20 protein-coding genes are annotated in these 21,001 nt (G+C 45.2%); 15 read left to right on the top strand and 5 right to left on the bottom strand.

Going from position 1 to position 21,001, the window contains the following annotated elements; genetic code table 11:
- Window positions 1-104: 104 nt before the first annotated feature.
- From WC407_RS09885 to WC407_RS09900, 4 genes are all read left to right on the top strand, one after another.
- Window positions 105-713, top strand: a complete 609-nt coding sequence (locus WC407_RS09885; protein ID WP_373022465.1) for a hypothetical protein — start codon at window positions 105-107, stop codon at window positions 711-713.
- Window positions 710-1,594: a hypothetical protein gene (locus WC407_RS09890; RefSeq protein WP_373022466.1), complete on the top strand. Its 885-nt coding sequence runs from the start codon at window positions 710-712 to the stop codon at window positions 1,592-1,594. Before WC407_RS09885 ends, WC407_RS09890 begins: the two co-directional genes overlap by 4 nt.
- A 70-nt stretch (window positions 1,595-1,664) precedes the next feature.
- Complete coding sequence (locus WC407_RS09895) at window positions 1,665-2,441, top strand: RMD1 family protein (RefSeq protein ID WP_373022467.1); 777 nt, start codon at window positions 1,665-1,667, stop codon at window positions 2,439-2,441.
- Between the two features lie 38 nt (window positions 2,442-2,479).
- Complete coding sequence (locus WC407_RS09900; RefSeq protein ID WP_373022468.1) at window positions 2,480-2,770, top strand: cytochrome c; 291 nt, start codon at window positions 2,480-2,482, stop codon at window positions 2,768-2,770.
- Window positions 2,771-2,805: 35 nt separating this feature from the next.
- Here the strand turns inward: WC407_RS09900 and WC407_RS09905 are convergent, their stop codons facing one another.
- Window positions 2,806-5,730 carry an EAL domain-containing protein gene (locus tag WC407_RS09905; RefSeq protein WP_373022469.1) on the bottom strand — a complete coding sequence of 975 codons (2,925 nt, stop codon included), beginning with the start codon at window positions 5,728-5,730 and terminating at the stop codon, window positions 2,806-2,808.
- A complete protein-coding gene (locus WC407_RS09910; RefSeq protein ID WP_373022470.1) occupies window positions 5,730-7,064 on the bottom strand; it encodes a diguanylate cyclase in 1,335 nt (444 codons plus the stop codon). Before WC407_RS09910 ends, WC407_RS09905 begins: the two co-directional genes overlap by 1 nt.
- A 224-nt stretch (window positions 7,065-7,288) precedes the next feature.
- On the opposite strand from WC407_RS09910, the gene WC407_RS09915 reads away from it, so the two are divergent.
- Window positions 7,289-8,638, top strand: a complete 1,350-nt coding sequence (locus WC407_RS09915; RefSeq protein ID WP_373022471.1) for a diguanylate cyclase domain-containing protein — start codon at window positions 7,289-7,291, stop codon at window positions 8,636-8,638.
- On the opposite strand, the gene WC407_RS09920 is transcribed toward WC407_RS09915, so the two are convergent.
- Window positions 8,592-8,915 carry a hypothetical protein gene (locus tag WC407_RS09920; RefSeq protein ID WP_373022472.1) on the bottom strand — a complete coding sequence of 108 codons (324 nt, stop codon included), beginning with the start codon at window positions 8,913-8,915 and terminating at the stop codon, window positions 8,592-8,594. The genes WC407_RS09915 and WC407_RS09920 overlap by 47 nt on opposite strands.
- 93 nt (window positions 8,916-9,008) lie before the next feature.
- On the opposite strand from WC407_RS09920, the gene WC407_RS09925 reads away from it, so the two are divergent.
- Together WC407_RS09925 and WC407_RS09930 are read left to right on the top strand one after the other, a co-directional pair.
- A complete protein-coding gene (locus tag WC407_RS09925) occupies window positions 9,009-9,773 on the top strand; it encodes a M15 family metallopeptidase (RefSeq protein WP_373022475.1) in 765 nt (254 codons plus the stop codon).
- 82 nt (window positions 9,774-9,855) lie between these two features.
- Complete coding sequence (locus tag WC407_RS09930) at window positions 9,856-11,499, top strand: methyl-accepting chemotaxis protein (protein WP_373022476.1); 1,644 nt, start codon at window positions 9,856-9,858, stop codon at window positions 11,497-11,499.
- On the opposite strand, the gene arsC is transcribed toward WC407_RS09930, so the two are convergent.
- Complete coding sequence (gene arsC / locus WC407_RS09935) at window positions 11,496-11,837, bottom strand: arsenate reductase (glutaredoxin) (protein WP_373022477.1); 342 nt, start codon at window positions 11,835-11,837, stop codon at window positions 11,496-11,498. The two genes, WC407_RS09930 and arsC, sit on opposite strands and share 4 nt — an antisense overlap.
- A 455-nt stretch (window positions 11,838-12,292) precedes the next feature.
- Between arsC and WC407_RS09940 the strand changes: the two genes are divergently transcribed.
- From WC407_RS09940 to mobA, 8 genes are all read left to right on the top strand, one after another.
- Window positions 12,293-13,687 (top strand): cytochrome c, encoded by a 1,395-nt coding sequence (locus WC407_RS09940; RefSeq protein WP_373022478.1) that lies wholly within the window; start codon window positions 12,293-12,295, stop codon window positions 13,685-13,687.
- Window positions 13,687-15,009, top strand: coding sequence for a c-type cytochrome (locus tag WC407_RS09945; protein ID WP_373022479.1), 1,323 nt, complete (start codon window positions 13,687-13,689; stop codon window positions 15,007-15,009). Before WC407_RS09940 ends, WC407_RS09945 begins: the two co-directional genes overlap by 1 nt.
- Before the next feature lie 54 nt (window positions 15,010-15,063).
- Entirely contained in the window at window positions 15,064-15,552 is a 489-nt protein-coding gene (locus tag WC407_RS09950; protein ID WP_373022480.1) for a TlpA family protein disulfide reductase, read from the top strand.
- Window positions 15,552-16,454: a 4Fe-4S binding protein gene (locus WC407_RS09955; protein ID WP_373022481.1), complete on the top strand. Its 903-nt coding sequence runs from the start codon at window positions 15,552-15,554 to the stop codon at window positions 16,452-16,454. The genes WC407_RS09950 and WC407_RS09955 overlap by 1 nt, the downstream gene beginning before the upstream one ends.
- A gap of 72 nt (window positions 16,455-16,526) precedes the next feature.
- A complete protein-coding gene (locus WC407_RS09960; RefSeq protein WP_373022482.1) occupies window positions 16,527-17,480 on the top strand; it encodes a hypothetical protein in 954 nt (317 codons plus the stop codon).
- A gap of 226 nt (window positions 17,481-17,706) precedes the next feature.
- Entirely contained in the window at window positions 17,707-18,978 is a 1,272-nt protein-coding gene (locus WC407_RS09965; protein WP_373022484.1) for a 3-isopropylmalate dehydratase large subunit, read from the top strand.
- A gap of 11 nt (window positions 18,979-18,989) precedes the next feature.
- Window positions 18,990-19,460 (top strand): DUF2780 domain-containing protein, encoded by a 471-nt coding sequence (locus tag WC407_RS09970; RefSeq protein ID WP_373022485.1) that lies wholly within the window; start codon window positions 18,990-18,992, stop codon window positions 19,458-19,460.
- Window positions 19,460-20,044, top strand: coding sequence for a molybdenum cofactor guanylyltransferase MobA (gene mobA, locus WC407_RS09975; protein WP_373022486.1), 585 nt, complete (start codon window positions 19,460-19,462; stop codon window positions 20,042-20,044). Before WC407_RS09970 ends, mobA begins: the two co-directional genes overlap by 1 nt.
- On the opposite strand, the gene WC407_RS09980 is transcribed toward mobA, so the two are convergent.
- Window positions 19,986-20,867 (bottom strand): hypothetical protein, encoded by an 882-nt coding sequence (locus WC407_RS09980; RefSeq protein ID WP_373022487.1) that lies wholly within the window; start codon window positions 20,865-20,867, stop codon window positions 19,986-19,988. The genes mobA and WC407_RS09980 overlap by 59 nt on opposite strands.
- Window positions 20,868-21,001 lie beyond the last annotated feature (134 nt).

Genomic DNA, 21,001 nt, shown 5'->3' on the forward strand with positions numbered 1-21,001 from the left:
AGTCACACTATAATAACACACATTGGACTCAATAAGATTACATTTTTTTATAACAAAGGATTCGCTTTATTCTCTCTTATATTTAGGGGTGATATACTTATACTATGCAACACCGTACACCGACTGAAGAACAGATCCGCACTCAATTCGTCACATCGCTGATGGAGTATTTCAAAATCGAAGAGAACATTAATCTCCGCGCGCATGTTTCCGATCTGGTACGTGACATCCGTCCCGCACACTATCGGGAGTTTTTTCGCCGCCTCTCTTCGCGGCCCATGCCGTTTAAAAACGGTTTTGAAAAGATTGCTCAGATTGCGGGGGAGTTCGAAGAAGAGACCTTGAGTCCAATAGATCAAGAGGCACAACAACGCTCCGAACAGCTCTACGCTCTGATGTACGATATCCGCCAGCAGATCGTTTTATCACGAGATACGGAGCACAGCGCCGTAGAGCGGTTCGAGCAAATCCGTTTTACCTCGATCCGTCGTGTGGATTCGGATACCCCCTTGCTCGATGCTACCGATATCAATGTGATCCGAACCCTCACCAAACGGTGGATTTACGATTATGTATCCCTCGATCATGCCCTTTTCGAGGCCCGTGTTACCCACGAATACCGCAATGAAATCCTCCGTCGCGAACGGGAAAAAAACGAGGGCATTACTGCACCGCTCAAAGCCAAGCTTATCTCTGCGAGTAAACGTTTATGATCTCCATCCCTCTTGCCCTGATTGATCGGGAGGACTTGAGTTTATTGGAACGCGCCATCCTCCCCCTACTCATCCGACACACACTCGTTTGGGGGGAAAAACCGGGCGATATCGAAGCGCCGGTACTGGCTCAAATGCTCCGTCATAGCCCCCGAGAAGTGGTCGAAGCACTGGATGCCTTGGTCAAAAAAGGGATATTAAAAACGATCCGTCGTAAAACACCAAACGGGATGATGGTTCACTATGCCCTCTTACCGCTAGAGCATATCCAAACGCTCCCCACTCCTATAGCCGTCTCTGCCGAATACATCGACAGCAACTATTATCTCAATCTCACCAACGATGCGTTTAACGAACTCCACGCGTTTGCACTGGAGATGTGTGATCGCGACGGACTGCGACGGGAGATATTTGACGATTTCAACCTCTATCAGCGCTCCCGAAACAACCGCTCTTTCGATTGGTTTGCCGAGTTTGAACGGTGGGTACGCAAAGAGATATCTTCCTCTTCTCCGGCCGTTATCTCCGAATCGGTACTCCAAGAGACCAAGCCCACGACCGAAGAGTTTGAGGTAGCCCGTTATTTTATCCACCACCTCTCCGCCATCGATCCGCAATTCGAAGCCCCTTTTGATGTGATGAGCTGGGCGGCGCAGATTAAACTTCTTATCGATACCGGCGGCTACACGGTGGGTGATGTCAAATCGGCAATCGATTGGCTCTTCAGTGCCAAAGGGGACTGGTTCCGTCCCAATGTCCCTGACGCCTATCATCTGCGCAAACATTTTAAGCGACTTATCTCCCATACCCGCAGTTTTAGAGACGGCAAACCCCGCCTCCCCGATGGAGTCGATCTCTTTGATTTGTATGAGAAAATGTAATCCTTCTCAATCTCACCGTAACGATTAAATGATACAATAGGCTCATGAAACCTTCGCAAAAAGGATCCCCATGAACCTCCTCTCCTTGTATCCATCTCGTCCTATTGCCAAAGCCGCAATCGAATATTCTCTCGATGTAACATTAAAGCGCGGCGTTGAAAACGGCTATTACGGTCATAATGACACCTTACATGTTGTTCTGGCACCCTTTGGTGTCCTCACCCTGATTGCCGAAGAAAAAAAAGAGATCATTGCCGCCCTCTCATCGCTCGGAATTACCCTAGGCTCCGAAGAGGAGAGTACCCTTATTACCCAAGATTACCCCCTCCACATCGATCCGATGATTGAACCGGCGTTTGAAGTGACCAATGAAGCTATTATCCTCAAATCAGCATCCACCCATAATCTCAATATCATTGCCCTTGCCGTCTCACAGAGTGTCGGCTTGGAGCACTACGAAAAACGGCTCAACACCCTCTTTCTCCAAAGCCGTAAAATCATCGATTCCATCCATAGCTTTTCCATTACCCGACGATCCCACCTGATGCAATTTGCCAAACGGCTTGCCTTAACCCGGCACGATATGGTAAGTAATCTCTTACTGCTGGATAAACCCAATATTCTGTGGGACGATGCTGAGGCGGAAGCCCTCTATAATCGCCTGGCATTTATCCTAGAACTTTATGACCGACACGAAATTGCCCTCTCCAAGCTCTCCCAGATCAAAGAAGATGTAATGCTTGTTATGGATCTTATAAATCATAAACAAAGCGAATTTTTGGAGTGGATTATTATTATCCTCATCCTTGTTGAGATCGTAATGGGGGTTATGCAGATGATCCGTTAAATGTGCTACAATTAACCACTACACAAAGGAGCATTAGAATGGTGAAATATCTCTTGAGTTTTATGGTAAGTATCCCTCTCGTTTACGGCGCGTCAGCGGGGATGAAAATTTATGGTCAAACGTGCGTTGAGTGCCATGGGGCAGATGGCAAAGAGGTTTCTATCGCCGGCAAAGCAATCGCGGGCAGCAGCGGAACTCTCGCCAAACTGACCGGATACAAGAACGGCACCTACGGCGGCGATCAAAAAGTTGTTATGCAAGGAAACGTAGCTGCTCTCAGCGATGCGGATATGAAAGCCGTCGCCGAATACGTGGATACCTTAAAATAACACGCTACAGTTTGCCTCTTTCGAGGCAAACATCATTAGACTAACAGTTTTTCGAATTCGGCTGCCGGAACCGGAGGACTTTTGAAATACCCCTGATACATTGTACAGCCTCGCTCTTGTAAGAACTCGATTTGCTCGATACGCTCTGTCCCCTCAGCCAAAATCTGGAATCCCAACGCTTTACCCATCGCGATAATTGCCGTCACAATCGCCATATCATCATTATCAAACGGAAGATCGTCCACAAAACTTTTATCAATTTTTAATACATCGATCGGAAAGCGTTTGAGATACGAGAGGGATGAGTAGCCGGTACCGAAATCATCGATAGCCAACCGTATCCCCTGCGCTCTGAGAGTATGGAGCATTGCGACGGTCTCCTCTTCCCGCTGCATCAGTGCACTTTCGGTAAGCTCAAGCTCCAATTTATCGGCAGGATAACCTGTTTTTTTGAGGGTATTTTCAACCATCTCTGGGATATTCTGATGACGTACCTGATGAGCAGAGACATTCACGGCGAGGGTAAGCCGATGCCCTTGATTCATCCAGATTTTCCCTTGTCGGCACGTCTCATACAGCACCCATTCCCCTATGGCAGCGATCAGCCCGGTATTCTCCGCAATCGGGATAAATTCGCTAGGGGATATCATTCCGTATTCAGGGTCATTCCATCGTATTAACGCTTCGGCACCCACTATCCGTCCGGTTGCAATATGAACCTGCGGCTGATAAAACACTTCAAACTCATTATTCCGGATAGCACGGCGCAAACGGGTCTCAAATTCGATCCGGCGACGTGCCGATTCGGTTAGTTCATCAGTATAATAACAATAGGTCCCTCTCCCCTCCGCTTTTGCTTTGTACAACGCCGCATCAGCATGTTGCATCAGCTCAGAAGAACTCTCCCCGTGATCAGGGTAAAGGACAATCCCCACACTCATTCCAATATGGATAGCTTCGCCGCCTGAGAGCTTATACGGGGCACTCAGCGCACCGATCATCTCTTCGGCAATCCGTCCTGCATCTTCGGGATGGGTAATGTTTTCCAATACGATGGCAAATTCATCGCCCCCCAACCGGCTGATCATATCCCCTTCGCGCAGCCGAATATCAAATCGTTTCGCGACTTGTTTAAGCAGTTCGTCCCCTGCACCGTGTCCAAAACTGTCATTCACATCTTTAAATCGGTCCAAGTCAAACATCAACAGTGCTATTTGCGTTTTAAGCCGCTTGGCTTTTTCAATCGAACTGTACAGATGCGAGGAGAGCAATCCACGATTGGCCAATCCGGTCAACGGATCGTAATTCGCCAATGCTTCCAACTGCCGTTCATACTCTTTCCTATCGGTAATATCACGGGCAATCCCTAGGACTCCGAGTACCTTTCCATTCGCATCTTTCATCGGTGTTTTGATCGTATCAAACATCCCCTCGTAACTTCCGTCCGCAAATTTCAAATACTCTTCATTGGTACGTGATCCGCCGGCATCAATCGCTGATTGATCGTTCTGACGGAAAAAACGGGCAAGCTCCGGATCGACAAAATCAAAATCATTTTTACCTATAATGTCAGACTCTTTGGCATTATAAAGCTTCTCAAACATTTTATTGCATGCCATATAAACGCCATCGGTATTTTTAACCCAGACCAAATCGGGAATTGTGTTGACAAGTGTATGCAGTAACGTACTCTGCTGAACCAGCTCATCTTGACGTTCATGCAGATACCGTTCTGTCCGTCGCATCTCCGTAATGTCCCGGTATACCGCTATCATGTGCGGAACACCCGCAAGATCAACCGCAACCACATTCACCAGCACATCAATAATCGTACCGTCTTTGGTACGATGAAGTGTTTCAAAACTATCTCGTCCGTACCTGCGGATTGCTTCTATCCGCCGACGGGTCTCTTCAGGTGATTCGATCGCATTGTAATCCGAAATTTGGAGCTTTTGAAATTCCTCCGCACTGTATCCGAGAGACTCATGCGCTGCTTGATTAAATTCTACTGCCCTCATCGTACTGTTATCAAGAAGCACAACCCCCTCAGGAAGAGCCTCAAAAAGTTTTCGAAGTTTCAGCTCGCTTTTTTCAATTTCCTCTTTTTCATGCGATAAACTTTTTTTATGCTCATTCATTTTGGCAATTGCCGCACTTTTTTGGTCAATCACCCGAATCAAAAATTCAAAATATGCACCGTGAACCGCGTGCAGCACATCATGTCGATTAAGCAATCCGGCCAGATTCCCCTGAGGGTCCACGACCACAAGCTGATGAACCCCGTGTTGTTCCATAATGGATGCCGCTTCATGAAGCGGGATGTTTTTATCGATAAAGTGGATATTTTTGTGAAGTAAGTGGCGCACTGTCTCATCGTACAAGCTTTCTTCCTGTGCACATCGTCGGGCGATATCGCGTTCCGTAATCAGTCCAACAGGGAGTACTCCCTCCAGCACCACCGCATAATCACACTTCCGTTCGCTCATCAATGCAGCCGCTTCCACTAATGACATACCGGATTCAACAATCAACGGAGACTTGCTCATTGCTTCAGCAACAATTTTAAACTTTGCCAAATGCTCAAATCCGATATGACGTAAAAAGTCCCCTTCACTGACTACCCCGGCAAAGCATCCCTGCTCATCTATCACGACCAGATGACGAAACCCTTTTTCTTCCATAAGGATATACGCATCGTGTAATTGCATCGTATGCGATACACAAAATGGCGCAGCCGTCATTACCGCAGAAAGTGGCGATTGGGTATCAAGGGTTTCGGCAACAACTCGCAATGCATCATGCTCGGTAAAAATACCTACCGGCCGGTTCTCATCATTGACAATAATAACCGAACTTATGGCCTGAACATCCATCATGGACAATGCCTGTGCTATGGTATCCGCAGAATTAAGGGTAGAAGTTTTATGCGAAAGTATCGATTCAAGTGTTACTAATTTCATCATTTTATCCTACAAGCAACCGTACGATTGCGCCCTTCATGTTTGGCCATATAAAGGGCTCCGTCCGCACGCCCGATAGCACTGTGAAGGGTATCATCGGGATTCACTTCGGTAATCCCGATACTGCACGTAACCTGCCCCACCTCATCAAACGTTTTAGCTTCAAGCAGCATACGGATCTTTTCAGAGACATGAAATGCCTCCTCACACGAAGCATCTCGAAGCAATAGAACAAACTCCTCGCCCCCCCACCGTGCAAACAGGTCTGCTTCACGCACCGAAGCATGAACCAAGTGCGCAAAATTTTTGAGGACATGATCTCCGATATTATGGCCATGCGCATCATTAATCCGCTTGAAATAATCCAAATCGATCATTGCCAGCGAAAGCTTGCTCTTCTGTCGTTTAGAAATAGCCAGCTCTTTTGAAAACAGTTCCGCAAACATATGGCGGTTGTGTATATCTGTGAGGGCATCTTTGGTCGCAAGTTCGGTGAGGTGTTTGTTTTTTTGTTGAAGAATTTGCGTCAACTCTTCAAACTGACTCATATGTTCATGCACCAATTGTGACCATCGAAGGTAGGTACGGGAAATCAAATCCTGCTGAGTAACGATCCCCATTATAAGTCCGTTCTCATCGGTCACAACAATTCGCTTATAGTTACGCATCCGTAAAAAACTGAGCGCATCACTGATCGATGCAGTCGATTCAAGTGTTTCGATCGGGGTAGACATCACGGTCGAAACTTTCATTGAATGGGATGCATTATCACCGATAAAATGGAGGACATCTTTCGAAGTTAAAATGCCTACCGGCGTATTATGCTCTTGAATAATGACGCAGTCACTCGGAGAGTCTTTCATATAATCAAGAATTTGCTCCATTGTTGCATCCGGCGTGAATGATTTAAATCCATATTTTTTATCGAAAACACTTCCGATTTGTAAACTCTCCAATATCACCTGCGGATCAACGCTCGCTACGATATCACTGTTAGTGACCAAACCGTAGAGGGTTCCGTCTTCATTACAGACACAAATAGATTCATCCATCTCATTCGTCAGATTCAAAGCATTCAGAACATTACTCTCTTTATTAAGAACCGCCATCTGTTTTAACACCACTTGGGACAGCTGGGTATTAAAATCGATCCCGCTTATTTTCAAACCAATCATATCTTGCGTGGTAAGAACATAGTAAACATTTTGGTTAATAACCACAATTTTTCGATGATCATGGGCATGCATCGCAGTCAGTGCTTCTTGGATTGTTTGATGAATACTCACCGAGACGACATCCGTCGTCGCAATCACGCCAAGGGTAGGAAAAAACATATACACACCTCCTATCTCTCTTTATTATACACCGCATCCCATCAAAAAAGGGAGAAAACTTAAAAAATTACTTTAATGTTAAAATAATAACTAACAATATATAATCCCATAAATTAAAAAAGGATGTAGCCTGTTCCTATGAGTTCCCACATGTTCTGTCGCCTTCCCATCGGTCTCATTATTGCCTCGCGCACGCTTCATTTATACTTCCAGACCTCGGAATAATGGAACTTTTAGCCGTCCCTGCACTCCTCGTCATTATGGCGTTGTGGGTAGTCCACAGTATTGTCCTTAATCGTCGATTGAACCAAAGCCAAAACCGATATCATCAATTTTTTTGCGACTCTCCCGTCGCCCTTATCGTAATCGATCAGAATTATCGTATACTGGAATGGAATCAATCGGCCGAAAGTATTTTCGGATGGAGTGCCCTCGAAGCCCTCAATAAAGATATCATCGATTTCCTCGTCCCCTCTTTCGATAAAACACACGTCATGAATATCTTGCAAAAAGCCTCTGCCGAGGGGAGCAGCCACTCTAAAAATTACAATGTCACCAAATACCGAAACGAGATTTTTTGCGAATGGGGAAACCGATTGCTTCCGGGGCATAAAGGGGACATTCTCTGTATGGCACAGGACATTACCGCCTCTAAAAAGACCCTGGATGAGTTAAGCAAACGCTCCACGGCTCTTGAGAGTGCCGGAGATGCGATCTTTTATACCGATCATAAAGGGCTGATTGAATTTGCCAATCGGAGTTTTTTCCTTCTGAATCTCGGTGAGCCCGACGAAGTGTACGGTAGGCATATCGGGGCCTATCTCTTTAACGAAAAGCGTTCATTCAGTGCCATACAGTCGCAGTTCAATGCCGATCATATGTGGAGAGGAACCATCACCAAACCTTCCCAAAAAGGGGACAAAGTCCTTAGCGTCACCATCACCGCTATCTACAACCGCCAACGTCTGATCAGCTACGTCGCCAACCTCCACGATATCACACAGCTAAGTACTCATGTAGATACCCTGACGCATAAAGCGCATCACGACCCGCTTACCGGAGCAACCAATCGCGCTGCGATGGACGATCGACTCTTCCGCGCCATCGAGCGAGCTTCACAAACTTCACAACGCATTGCCCTTTTCTTTATCGATCTCAATGATTTTAAAATTGTCAATGACCGATACGGACATGAAGTGGGAGACAAACTCTTATCCGAAGTAGCAAAAAATCTCAAAGCATGCTTACGAAACACGGATACCGTTAGCCGATACGGAGGGGATGAATTTGTTATTATTATTGAAGACATTCATAACCAAGAGCATATTGATACGGTGTTTCACACCATCCAATCCGCTATCAATGAACCGATTATCATCAATGAATACGTAACGCTTCAAGCCAAAGCCAGCGTCGGAATGGCTATATATCCCGAAGATGCTATGGATGCGGATACGTTAATAAAAGCGGCAGATAGCTCAATGTACCGCATTAAAAAAGAGAAAAGCAGCGTTAAGGAGCTATCCCCTAACGAATTTGTACCAACACTTTACGCTGACAATCACAATCATTGAAATAAACCCATTGCTCTTGATATACCGGTTGTGCTGGATAAATGACCCGCGATGGTACCGGCTGCACATACGTTACCGATTCTCGGCGCGGTTCTGAGAGGGCATATCCCAAGATACCGCCCACCGCCAATGGGACAATCCAGCTTCCGTGATTATAATGACTGGGGGCATAATATCCACCCCGACCGTATCCGCCTCGTCCATCATGCGCATACACTGAAACCGATAACAGCATGACTGTACCCAATGCGGCGCTCATTAATCGTAATGCTTTCATAGGAAACTCCTATTTATTTAGATACCTGTATCTTAGCACCAAAGTGTGAACCAATCGTGAAATGTTATAATATCAAAAACAGCGGAGAGACCGATGCGATTAGCCTGGCTTGGATTAGTAATACTGACGGTTTCGCTCCATGCAAACCCCCAATGTCTTCAAGAAGGGTATCCGGATTTGATACTCAAAGCCGATTCTCATGAAATTGTCCTTAGAAATGGAACCATCCTCCCCTACCAAACAACGCAATCGCGCGCCTCATGGGATGAAAAAATCAATAATGCCGATCTTGCAACTCAACTGGATCAACCGTATGATTCGGGGGGAATCGATACCCCTCCGCCCTATCTCTTTGATCCAGGAAGACTCCGTTATCAACCTTTTTTCCAAGCGATTTATGGAAAAAACCAAAAAGCGATCGAAGCCAATCTTGCTACCGTTATTTGGCCCACCCTCAAAGGGAATAAAAAACTCCTTTTCACCCATGTAGACGGAGTAGATAAGAAACTAACCGCGATCGGCCAAGAGATCGCTAAACTCCCTAAAAGTGACCGTATCTGGGCAGAGGGTGCCGACACCTACTGTTATCGTACGATCCAAGACACCGATCGTCTCTCTATGCACAGCTTCGGGATCGCCATCGATTTGGCCCCCAATAAAACCCAATACTGGAAAAGGGAAGCTTCTTCGGAAACCGCCCATATCGGCTATAAAAACACTATGCCCATGTCTATCGTCCGCATATTCGAAAAGCACGGCTTTATCTGGGGGGGACGCTGGTATCACTATGACACCATGCACTTCGAATACCGTCCCGAACTTCTCGCCCCTTCGTGCGTAACCCCAAAAAACCCATGATCGGCTGCTCTTAATAGTTAATGTGACCTTCTTGTAACCATAAGATTTTACACTTTCGCACTTTCTTACTAAGGTGCGCCGTATGGTTGCTCGTAAATCATTATCCCTGTTTGCCCGACTATCCATACGGCAAAAAATCACCCTAATTGTCGTTATGGCTCAGCTTTTTGCCTTTGTGGCTATTCTCATCGGGGTTATCGGAATGTATTTATCGAATACCTCGTTAAAAACGATACATACCCAAAGTCTTCAACCGCTGCAAAATCTTCGCAGCTGTAAAAATGTTCTGGATAAAGAGATTGTAATTACAGCTACGAATCTTTCGCAGGGGATGGGGGATTTCGATACGGCTCTCTTAACCGTACAAAAATCGCATCAGAACTTTGATAAACAATGGAATACGTATCTCAAAGGGACGGTGACTCCGGAAGAGGCAAAAAAGCTTTCTTCAGCAAAAATGGTTATTGAACGTGCTGAACGTTCTATCGTTTTGCTTGAAAAAGCGATCAAAGATAAACAACTCATGGGTGTGCTGGATCTAATCCAAAGTGATTTTCCTTACAGTCTCACCCCTGCCAGCGAGCAATTAGACGAACTGATCGAGTTGCAAATAGCCAACGCTAATAATCTCTATATCGTTTCTCAAAAAGAGTTTGACAGAATACTCTGGCTTATTATCCTTTCCTTTCCGATCGGGATGATTATTGTCCATATTGTCCTCCATTTTATCACCAAATATTTACTCAGAAAAATTGCCAATTTGACCAGAATTGCCCAACATCTTCGTTCAGGTGATTTGCTGGAGAGAATTGATGCCAACGGGGATGACGAACTCGCAACAGCGGCTAAAGATATGAATGATTCAATGGAAGAGCTGCAAAAAATGGTTAACGGGATGAAGTCATCATCTCAAAACAGCATCTCTTCTGCCGAAGAGTTGAATAACGTATGCAAAATTATCAAAGGGAGGCTCGAAGCGAGTGCATCGGATATATCCAAAACCCACACTCAAATCATTACCTTACAAGATATCATCCAGCACACTTCGGATGCGTCGGAAGATACAAATATAAAAATTGATGAAGCCTCTACCCATCTTTCAAGAGCCAGCGGGCAAATTTCACAAATGAATAATGACATTCAAACCGTTGCCCAAACACAGCAAGTCCTCTCTGAAGATCTTAAAACTCTCTCTTCACGTGCACAAGAGGTCAAGGGAGTTCTCGATATCATTGGCGATATCGCCGATCAAACAAACCTTTTGGCACTCAATGCCGCTATTGAAGCGGCTCGTGCAGGGGAGCATGGTCGAGGGTTTGCCGTCGTTGCAGATGAAGTTCGTAAATTGGCCGAACGAACACAAGAGAGCCTCTCTCAAATCAATCATACGATCCGTACCATTGTGGATGCCGTCATGGACACCAGTCAAAAAATGGATAAATCTGCCGGAGCGATTCTCATTGTCTCTAAAGATTCAAGTGCCGTCCAAATCATGATTCAGACTTCTTCTTCATTAATGGGTATTGCTACCACCAGCGTCCACGCCTCCAATGAAGGTCTTATCACTATTAGAGAGGGGATGAATTTAATCTCGTCTAATATCGATTCAATTAACGCTATTGCCTGTTCCAATACCACCAGTATCAGTTCCATTACCAGTGTGGCAAACGGCATCGGAGACAATACGGCAGAACTCAACCATAAGCTACAAAAGTTCAGAACCTAACCTAAAAATTCGATCACTTTCTCTACCGGACGTCCGATCAGGGCACGATTTCCGTCGATAAGGATAGGGCGTTCGATAAGTTTCGGATGTGCTGCCAATATATCCACCAGCTTTTCTTCATCCGCTATTTGTGCCACTCCAAGCTCTTTATACAAATCTTCTTTGGTTCGCATCAGCTCTCGCGCCGTAAGCCCCAATTTTTCTAACAAAACCACGATTTCTTGGCATGATGGAGGGGTATCTAGATATTTAAACACTTCGTAATCTCCCCCTTTATCTTCCAACAGATTTAACGCTTCACGCGATTTTGAACATTTTGGATTATGCCAAATAATCATAAAGTGTCTCCATTTTTTTTGCTATTATACCCTTATGCCTTACACCCAGCAATTCGATACGTCATACGTACCGCCTCTTCAAATGTTTAATTAATTCTTATTTTTATTATTTAACACAAAATTAACACTGTTAGTTCATAATCCTATTCTCGGAAATTACTATACAGGAGCATAAAGGAGGAATAAACGGAGGAGAAAGCCCAACCACGATCCGTCTGCTCTATGAATTGCAGCTCTCAAGCAGACGGAAAAACGTATTGCATAGCAACGTCTAAATTATAGCGTTTTTCCGCGCTGTTTCTCCGACGTTGTCGTGCATATACACCTTTCAAATACATTCTCTTAAAATCTTTCGCATTTATGCGAAAAGCTTTAGGGGGTTGCAAGGGACACCCGTGTCCCTGCCATGCCGATGGGCTTTGCTCATGGGCATGATATAAAAACAAAGGATATATATGTTCGATTTTCCCATATTCGAAATGCCCACTATAGGGCTAAGAATGCTCATGGCGATCAACGCGATCATCCACGTATTTGTCTCTCACGGCGGTGCCGTCGGAGGATCTGTGGTACTCGCTCTCGCCGCATGGTGGACTAATAAGAAAAATGATTTGGCGGGGTATGAAACCGTCTACCGCCTCCTTATGGTCTTTTTTATCATCACCACTTCAGTCGGTGCACTCACCGGAATCGGGATGTGGATTCACGCTAACATTATCAGCCCCAATGCCATCGGGGGACTCATCCGCGTATTCTTCTGGAAATGGTTTATCGAGTGGATCGTCTTTAACTTCGAGGTTATTTTACTCCTCTTCTGGTTTATGACATGGAAACCAAAAGCTGCAACGGCTGAGGGAAGATCTAAATCGGTTAACTTCGGTATTTTTTATGCCGTCTCTTCATGGGTAACGATGCTCATCATTACCGCTATTTTGGGCTTTATGTTGACACCGAATTTCGACGGTCAACCGTGGATCGATCCTGAAGTATATCCGGGAGTCGTCAACTACAATAATGCCCTCTTTAATCCGACATGGATACCGGGACTTATGATGAGAACCTTTAGTTCGATTGCATTTGCCGGAGCACTCGCTATTCTATGGACATGGCTCATTACGAGTTTCAGTAAAGACGAAGAGATTCGCGCCACCAAAGAGCGTATGATTAAATTCTTCGCGACCATCATGATGGTTACCGTTCCTGTTGCTGCGGCATTTGGGTACTACTATCTACTCCAAATCCCTGAAGCGGCGCGTGCCATGATCCCTACGGCGATGATGACGAGAGCGTTTGCTGACAACTTGCAAATGATGTACATGATCATTAGCGGTATCGGCGGTGCGGTGGTACTCACAACGATTATCGCCTACTTCTCTCCGAAACGTATGCCATACATTGCCGCTACCCTCATGGTTGCTGCATTTATGCTCTTTTGGGGATTCGAAGAACGAACCCGCGAATTTATTCGCAAACCGTACCTCATCTATAACTACATGTATGCTAACGGCATCCGCGTCACCGACGTGCCGTATCTCAACAAAGTCGGTATTCTCAAACACGCCGTCTTCGTCGATGAAGATAAAAAAGTGCTCAAAGAGGACAAATCTAACCTCATCGAAGTGGGTCATACGATTGCCCAAATCGAGTGTCGTGCCTGCCATACCGAAAACGGCATCAACGGACTCAAATTCCTAACCAAAGGGTGGAGCGAAGAGGCGATTCGTAACCGTATCAACAACCTACCGGGCGGGGGAACACCGTATATGCCTCCGTTTACCGGAACCGAAGCCGAGAAAGACGCGTTAGCAGCTTATATCGCATCACTTAATAAAAGAGGAGAGATCAAATAATGAACTGGAAACTCCCTTTTGACATCCCCCTCGTCGTTCCGACGATGGGACTCCCAGGCTGGTTTTTTGACACGCTTGGAATTATCGTATTTGTCGTGCATATCGCATTTATCTATACCCTCATCGGTGCTTCAACGGCGTCGGTTTTGTATAATATTTTTGGTGTATTCAAAAAATCCAAAACAAACGATTTGTTGGCATACAAAATGACCAACCCTACCACCATCAGTGAAAATATGGGGGCATTATGGGGGGTCGCTCCGTTACTCGTTATTTCGGTACTTTATACCGGATTTTTCTATACGGCGATTCTCAAAGTTTCTCCGCATATTTTGCACATCATTTACGGGAACATCTTCGCGTTCTTGCTCTCGTATGCGTATAAATTTAGCTGGCATTCATTGCATAACCACAAAGGGTTCCATATTGCAATCGGTTTGGTCGCGGTATTGACGTTCTATACGTTGCCTCCTGTGTTTATGTCGATGTCAAACCTCTATTTGCAACCAGAATTATTTGCCTCAGTGCAAAATATTTGGGACATTATGTTGACACCGTTGACGTTCTTCCGTCTCATCAACTTCTTCCTCACTGCATTTGCATTCACTGGGATCGTCATGATCTATTTGGGAGTCAAATGGTCTAAAGAGGGCGGAGAAGAGGCTGAAGTAGGTCGTTTGGCGATTGATCAAGGTAAAAAATGGTTTATGTGGGCATCACCTGTCAATATCGCTGTTTTACCGTTGGTGTTTTTCGCCTTTAGCCCGCGCATCAGTGAAGCGTATATTCATACACCGTTTGTGTTCTTGCCGTTTGCGGCATCCGCGGTATTGCTCATTATCTTTTTCTTCCTCCTCAAACGCTTTAGCAATGAAGAGATGTCTCTCTCCGACGCGACCAAAGTACTTGTATTGATGATTGTAGCTGTACTTTTAATGGCAACAGCACGTCACGGTATCCGCGTAGTGAGCTTCGAAGAGCCACTTAAACTCCAAGCCGAAGCAACGGAAAAATACATGACCGACGTTATCGCCGAGTACAAAGCGCACAAAGAGGAGATGAAAAATGCTCCGGCTGTCGTACTTGACCCTGCCGTGGCGTTGGCGGATTCTAAAGGGTGTTTAGCATGTCACAGTGTTGATACAAAACTTGTAGGGCCTGCCTATAAAGAGGTCGCCGCCAAAGGGGAAAGTGCTGAGATTCTCACCGCTTCCATCAAAAACGGTTCAAAAGGTAAATGGGGTGAAACTCCGATGCCTCCGCAAACACTCACCGATGAAGAGGCAAAAACTCTCGTCGAATGGGTACAAAAACAAAAATAGTTCTATGCCGAAGAGAGCGTCTCTTCGGTATCCCATTTTCACAAGAGAGCCCATATGAAGAGAACGACCTCCTTAAAGATTCAACGCGTATTCGGCTCTCCTGTGAGGATGGTATTCTTTGCTATTCTAATGGCTATTTCTGCATTCTGCACACCACTATCACTGAAAAATACCCCTTATTTTTCACCAAACGCCTCTGCTTCAATCGTCATTTTTTATACCACTTGGTGCCCACCATGTACCAAATCACTCACCCTTCTCGATGAGATAAAAAAACATCATCCTCATCTCGCCATCACTCGTATCTGTGTCGATGATCCCTCACAACTTAAACGCACACAACCGTTTGGTATTCTGCAAAGCGTCCCTCTCATCCTCATCGCCGATCACAGCGGAAGTGTCGTCAAACGATTTGGCGCATTACCGGATAAAGAAATTTTACATGCCTTTATTCAGCGGCTTGAAGAGGGACGATTGGAAAACGGTACGCTACCGATAGAAAAGCGGATCGATAGCTGGAAACAGAACCGAAAAGGGATGTAATGACATTTTTACGCAACAATAAAACTTTTTTGGCATTACTCATCCCCTTTCTCATCATCCCATGGATTTCATGGGACGGATACCATCTTTTATTATTCAACTTTTCTCACAATCGCCTCGAATTTCTTTTTATCGGGGTCGAAACAGGGACGTATGCTCTTATCGGAATCACTATTCTTTTAGGGCTTGGAATTGCTCTCATCACGGCAATGACTTTATCACGCTTTTATTGCGGAACACTCTGCCCAAATACCTTTTTTGCCCATTTTTTGAGCGTTTTTAAAGGGAAGAAAAAGTCGTTTGTCTCCAAACTAATGGGCTTTTCGCTCCTTAGTGCTTTAGCATCGGCTTTGCTATTTTCTCTTATCTCCTACGGAATCGATACGACGGAACTTCTGATTTCGATCCAAACACTCAGTTTCGCTGGATGGCTGGTCATCCTCCTTTCCGTGTTAATGATCACCGAAGTATATATAGTGCAAGGATGGTATTGTGCCTATCTGTGTCCGTATGGGGCAACGTGCGCGATACTGCCGATAGAAGATCGGTTGACTTATGTGTACGAAGACCCTGAACATCACTGTACCGAATGTGCAGGATGCGTCAAAATCTGCCCAATCCCTGATCTCGATATCCGTCATGGCTTCGACATCCGCTGTATCCAGTGTGGGCTGTGCGAAGCGGCGTGTGAAAAGATATTTGCCAAAAATTCCGACATCACTACCCTGATCTCTCGTGAATCGCGATCACCGTTAACTGCGGGGGGGAGAGGAAAAAAATCTCTCATTGCTATTATTGCAATAATTATCTTCGTTCTTAGTAGCGTAGTATTCCTAAGCAACCCCAATAATTTAGACTCTTGCCGATTGGAAAATAGCTTTTTGCACCAATCTCACATCTAGCAAGAATCTAAATTGTTATATACTTAACACTAATGTAACACTTGAATGCAATAATTGTAAAAAAGGTCATTAATGCGTCAGGCTAATAAAGTATTATTAATTTTACTTCTTTTAGGTGCTGAATACTCTACTTTTGCTTGTTCAGCATGTGGGTGTTCCATGAGCCCTGGATGGGAAAGTCAAGGATTTACTTCTACTTCTGGATTCATGATAGATTTACGAGAAGATTATATAAATCAAAGTGAACTCCGCAACGGAACACATCTTGTCAACGATAGCGATAAGGCTTTGCCTAATGACCGCGAAATTGAACAATACACTAAACAGTATTACACAACATTAAGTGTCGATTATAAAACTGAAACCCCTTTTGGATTCAATATCGCCCTTCCTTATGTCGATCGTTCCCATGCTACTGTTGCACCTGGAGATACAGAGTTAACCTATTCACATACAAAGAGCATTGGAGATATTCGTGCTGTCGGTCGATATCAGCTTGACGGAATGGATAGTACATGGGGGGTAAAATTTGGATTAAAACTTCCAACCGGAAGCTATACTCAGACGTTTTCTTCCGGAGTAGGAGCCGGTGGTGTTTTGGATCGTGGATTGCAACCAGGAACGGGTACAACTGATGTAATCCTCGGTTTATATCAATTTGCGGAATTAAATGAGTATTTTGATTATTTTATGCAAGTGGGATACAAAAGAGCTCTGAATATGCGGGATCAGTACAAACCAGGAAATCAATTTAACGGTGATGTCGGAATCCGCTGGATTAGTTTAAATAACGTTACCCCTCAATTCAATATTAATGCCAAATATGATCAAAGAGAATCCGGAGATCAGGCTGTTCCGACTGACAGTGGCGGAAAAATTGTTTATGCGAGCCCGGGAGTAACGGCTGATATCTCAAGCCATTTAAAAATTTATACTTTTCTACAGCTTCCACTCTATCAGAATATTAACGGATTTCAATTAGCACCTCGTTGGATCGGGACTGTTGGATTAAATTATCGATTTTAATGACAATTTGATTAGAAACATTGTCCTTCCCTAAGGGAAAAAGGACTAACACTATGGCCAAAGCAATTGTCACGTCTACATTCCTAAAAATCTCATCAATTTTATTGTCGAAAGAGATGGATGTAGCTCTAGCATTTAACGAGATAGCTGATTACATCCACTAAAAAGCTAAGTCTCACTATGATATAATCGCGCTATTATTTAGCCCCGCTATAAGGTACTTATTATGCGTCAGACCATTACTGAAAAAATATTCTCCGCCCATGTAGGCCGCACCGTTTATGCCGGTGAAATCGTCCGCTCACCAATCGATATGGTCATCGGAAACGACATCACCACCCCGATCTCGATCAAAGCATTCGAAGATTCGGGCGCGACTAAACTCGCGAATCCGGAGGGGTTCTCGATCGTTTTGGATCACTTCATCCCGGCCAAAGATATCGCTTCGGCGAACCAAGCCCGTATCAGCCGTGATTTCGCCAAAAAATATCAGATGAAACATTTCTTTGACGAAAAAGACATGGGGATCGAACACGCATTGCTCCCTGAAAAAGGGTTGGTCGTTCCGGGTGACGTTATTATCGGTGCCGATTCACATACCTGTACCCACGGAGCACTCGGTGCTTTCTCGACAGGGATGGGTTCGACGGATCTTGCATTTGCAATGATCACGGGGGGGAACTGGTTCAAAGTCCCTGAGTCTATCAAAGTGGTATTGAGCGGAAAACCAGGCAAATACACCACCGGAAAAGATATCATCTTGGAGATCATCCGCATGATCGGGGTAGACGGTGCCCTCTACCGCACCCTAGAATTTACCGGAAGCACAATCCCCTACCTCAGTATGGATGACCGTTTCAGTATGTGCAACATGGCGATCGAAGCGGGGGCGAAAAGCGGTATCGTAGCGTATGACGAAATCACTGCCGAGTTCCTCGCAGACAAACCTCTTGCACGCGAACCGAAAATCCACACCTCCGATGCGAATGCGACTTATGTCCAAACTCTTGAAATCGATGTCGCGGCTCTCGAACCGGTCATCGCCTATCCGTTCTTGCCATCTAACGGACACAGCCTCACCCAAGCGGTCAGCGACCATATCAAAATCGATCAAGCCTTTATCGGAAGCTGTACCAACGGCCGATTAAGTGATCTTAAAATCGCCGCTGAAATCCTCAAAGGCAAGCGTGTTCACCCCGATGTCCGTCTCATCGTCACTCCGGGAACACAGCGCATCGTTCGCGAAGCGACAAAACTCGGATATATCGACATCATCATCGATGCAGGCGGCGTGGTCTCCAACCCGACCTGCGGTGCATGTTTGGGCGGATACATGGGGATCTTAGGGGATAACGAAGTAGCTGTCGCAACGACCAACCGTAACTTCGTCGGACGTATGGGTTCACGCTCATCGAAAGTCTATTTGGCAAACTCCGCCGTCGCTGCCGCTTCGGCGATTACCGGATATATTGCTAATCCGGCATCCATTACACACTAAAGGACTTTAAGATGAAACGTACCCTTTCTATTGTTGCTGTTTCCATCACCCTATTGGCTTCTAATGCCAGTGCTTTTGATTTCGGCTCTGCAATGCAAGCGGTCGCTCCGGTTGCAACTGCTGTTGCCCCGACTGTCGATACAAAACTGGTCTCCAATCCGTTGATTAAAACTCTAACAACCTCTTTGGGCGTTACTCCGACTCAAGCCATCGGAGGAACTGCCGCGATCCTCAACGATACCAAAGCAAGTATGAAACCCTCAGATTTCAAAACGCTCACCAAACAAGTCCCTCAAGTAAACTCTCTCCTCTCCGCTGTACCGGCAGGGATGCTCTCAACCGGAGATGTAGGATCACAGTTTTCACTCTTGGGAATGGATTCATCAATGATCGCTAAATTCTCTCCGTTGATACTTCAATACCTCCAAAGCGGTGCGACACCGGGTATGGATAAAATTCTCGCAGCAGCGTTCGCTCAATAATGTTTCCTCTCAGCTGTGTCCTCTTTGCAGGGGGCAAAAGTTCTCGCATGGGAGAGGATAAATCACTCCTCCCATTCGGAGGGTTTGCTACCCTGACCCAATACCAATACAGCCGTCTCACCCCCTTTTTCCAAAACGTCTGTATTTCGACCAAAACCTCCGATAAATTTGATTTTGATGCCCCTTTTATCCTCGATCCTATCGACGTTGACTATGCCCCAACGGCAGGATTTGTAAGTGCATTTAGAGCCATCGGCGATGAGCGGATCATGGTATTAAGTGTCGATACGCCGTTTATCGATCAGAAAATTTTTCAATCGTTGCTGGATGCGGATGAAGAAGGATTAGATGCTGTGATCGCCCAAACACAAACAGGTTCACACCCGCTGTGCGGTATCTATCATCGATCGTTATTGGAAGAGTTTGAAAGGATGCTGAACGAGGGAGATCACCGTTTAGGCAAACTACTAGCCTCTCGCGCTACCCGATACGTAGAATTCGATAATGAAGAGGTGTTTGCGAACCTCAATCACCCTCACGAATATCAAGAGGCTCTTTCTCGCTTTTGCGAACCAAATAAATAAAGACCGCAAATACCAATAGCAAGAATGCCAATGCCGCGATCAGTGTCGAAGCATAAGGCAAATCTTTATAGTTATGGATCGAGATTTTAAAGACAACCAGCAATGCTTCGATCAACAGTGCGATAATAATCGACACCGAAAAGTTGAGGAGTGTTTTTGCATTGAACGTCTCACTCACATGCTGCGTTTTCGGTAGAACCTCTTGCTCGAATATCGTTTTTCCCAAATCATAAACGGATAACCCTAGAGTGAGCGCAATGATCGGCTTAAAGACGGCATCAATGGAAAGCGGTTCGCTTGCCATCAAATACCCTGCAAACGTATAAAATCCGTACAGTACAACAAAAATTCCGAAAAAAAGAAGCCCACCACCGATAATGGCATAAGACGATCGGTTCATATATTTAAACAAATCGTTTTTCTCGATCAGATCAAATCGCTCCAAAAGTTTGCGAAGCCGAAAATCCAAAAAGAGGTACCCATCCCCCACTGCATATACGACGGTAATACATAAATAACGCGTTGCTGTTGAGATATACGGGTCGCTGATGTAATACCCCTTTTCAAGAGCAATCTCATCAATCAGGTATGACCGATCTACTCCGATATGATGCTGTTCTTCTCGGTTAACATAAATATTGGGTGAATTTTGGACAAAACCCTCATCGCATTTATAAAGCAATTCGAGACTCGGAAAGGTTTTATACAATCTCTCGATCAACTGAACATTGAGCGTTTTAAGACTTACATTTCCTAACGTGGTAAGGATAAATTTTTGAATTAACGGGGCATTGGCGGTATAACTTCGTACCAAATCTTGCATATTTTCCCCCTCTTTGAATTATTACTACTTTTATAATCCCCGCTTGCGCGGGAATGACGAAACAAAAACACGAGAGCCTTGGTCTTACCCGCTCTTCAACGGCCCCAAAGTCTCATGGCAAAACTATAGCCCAA

The organism is Sulfuricurvum sp., from assembly GCF_041651515.1.
Classification (GTDB): Bacteria; Campylobacterota; Campylobacteria; order Campylobacterales; family Sulfurimonadaceae; genus Sulfuricurvum.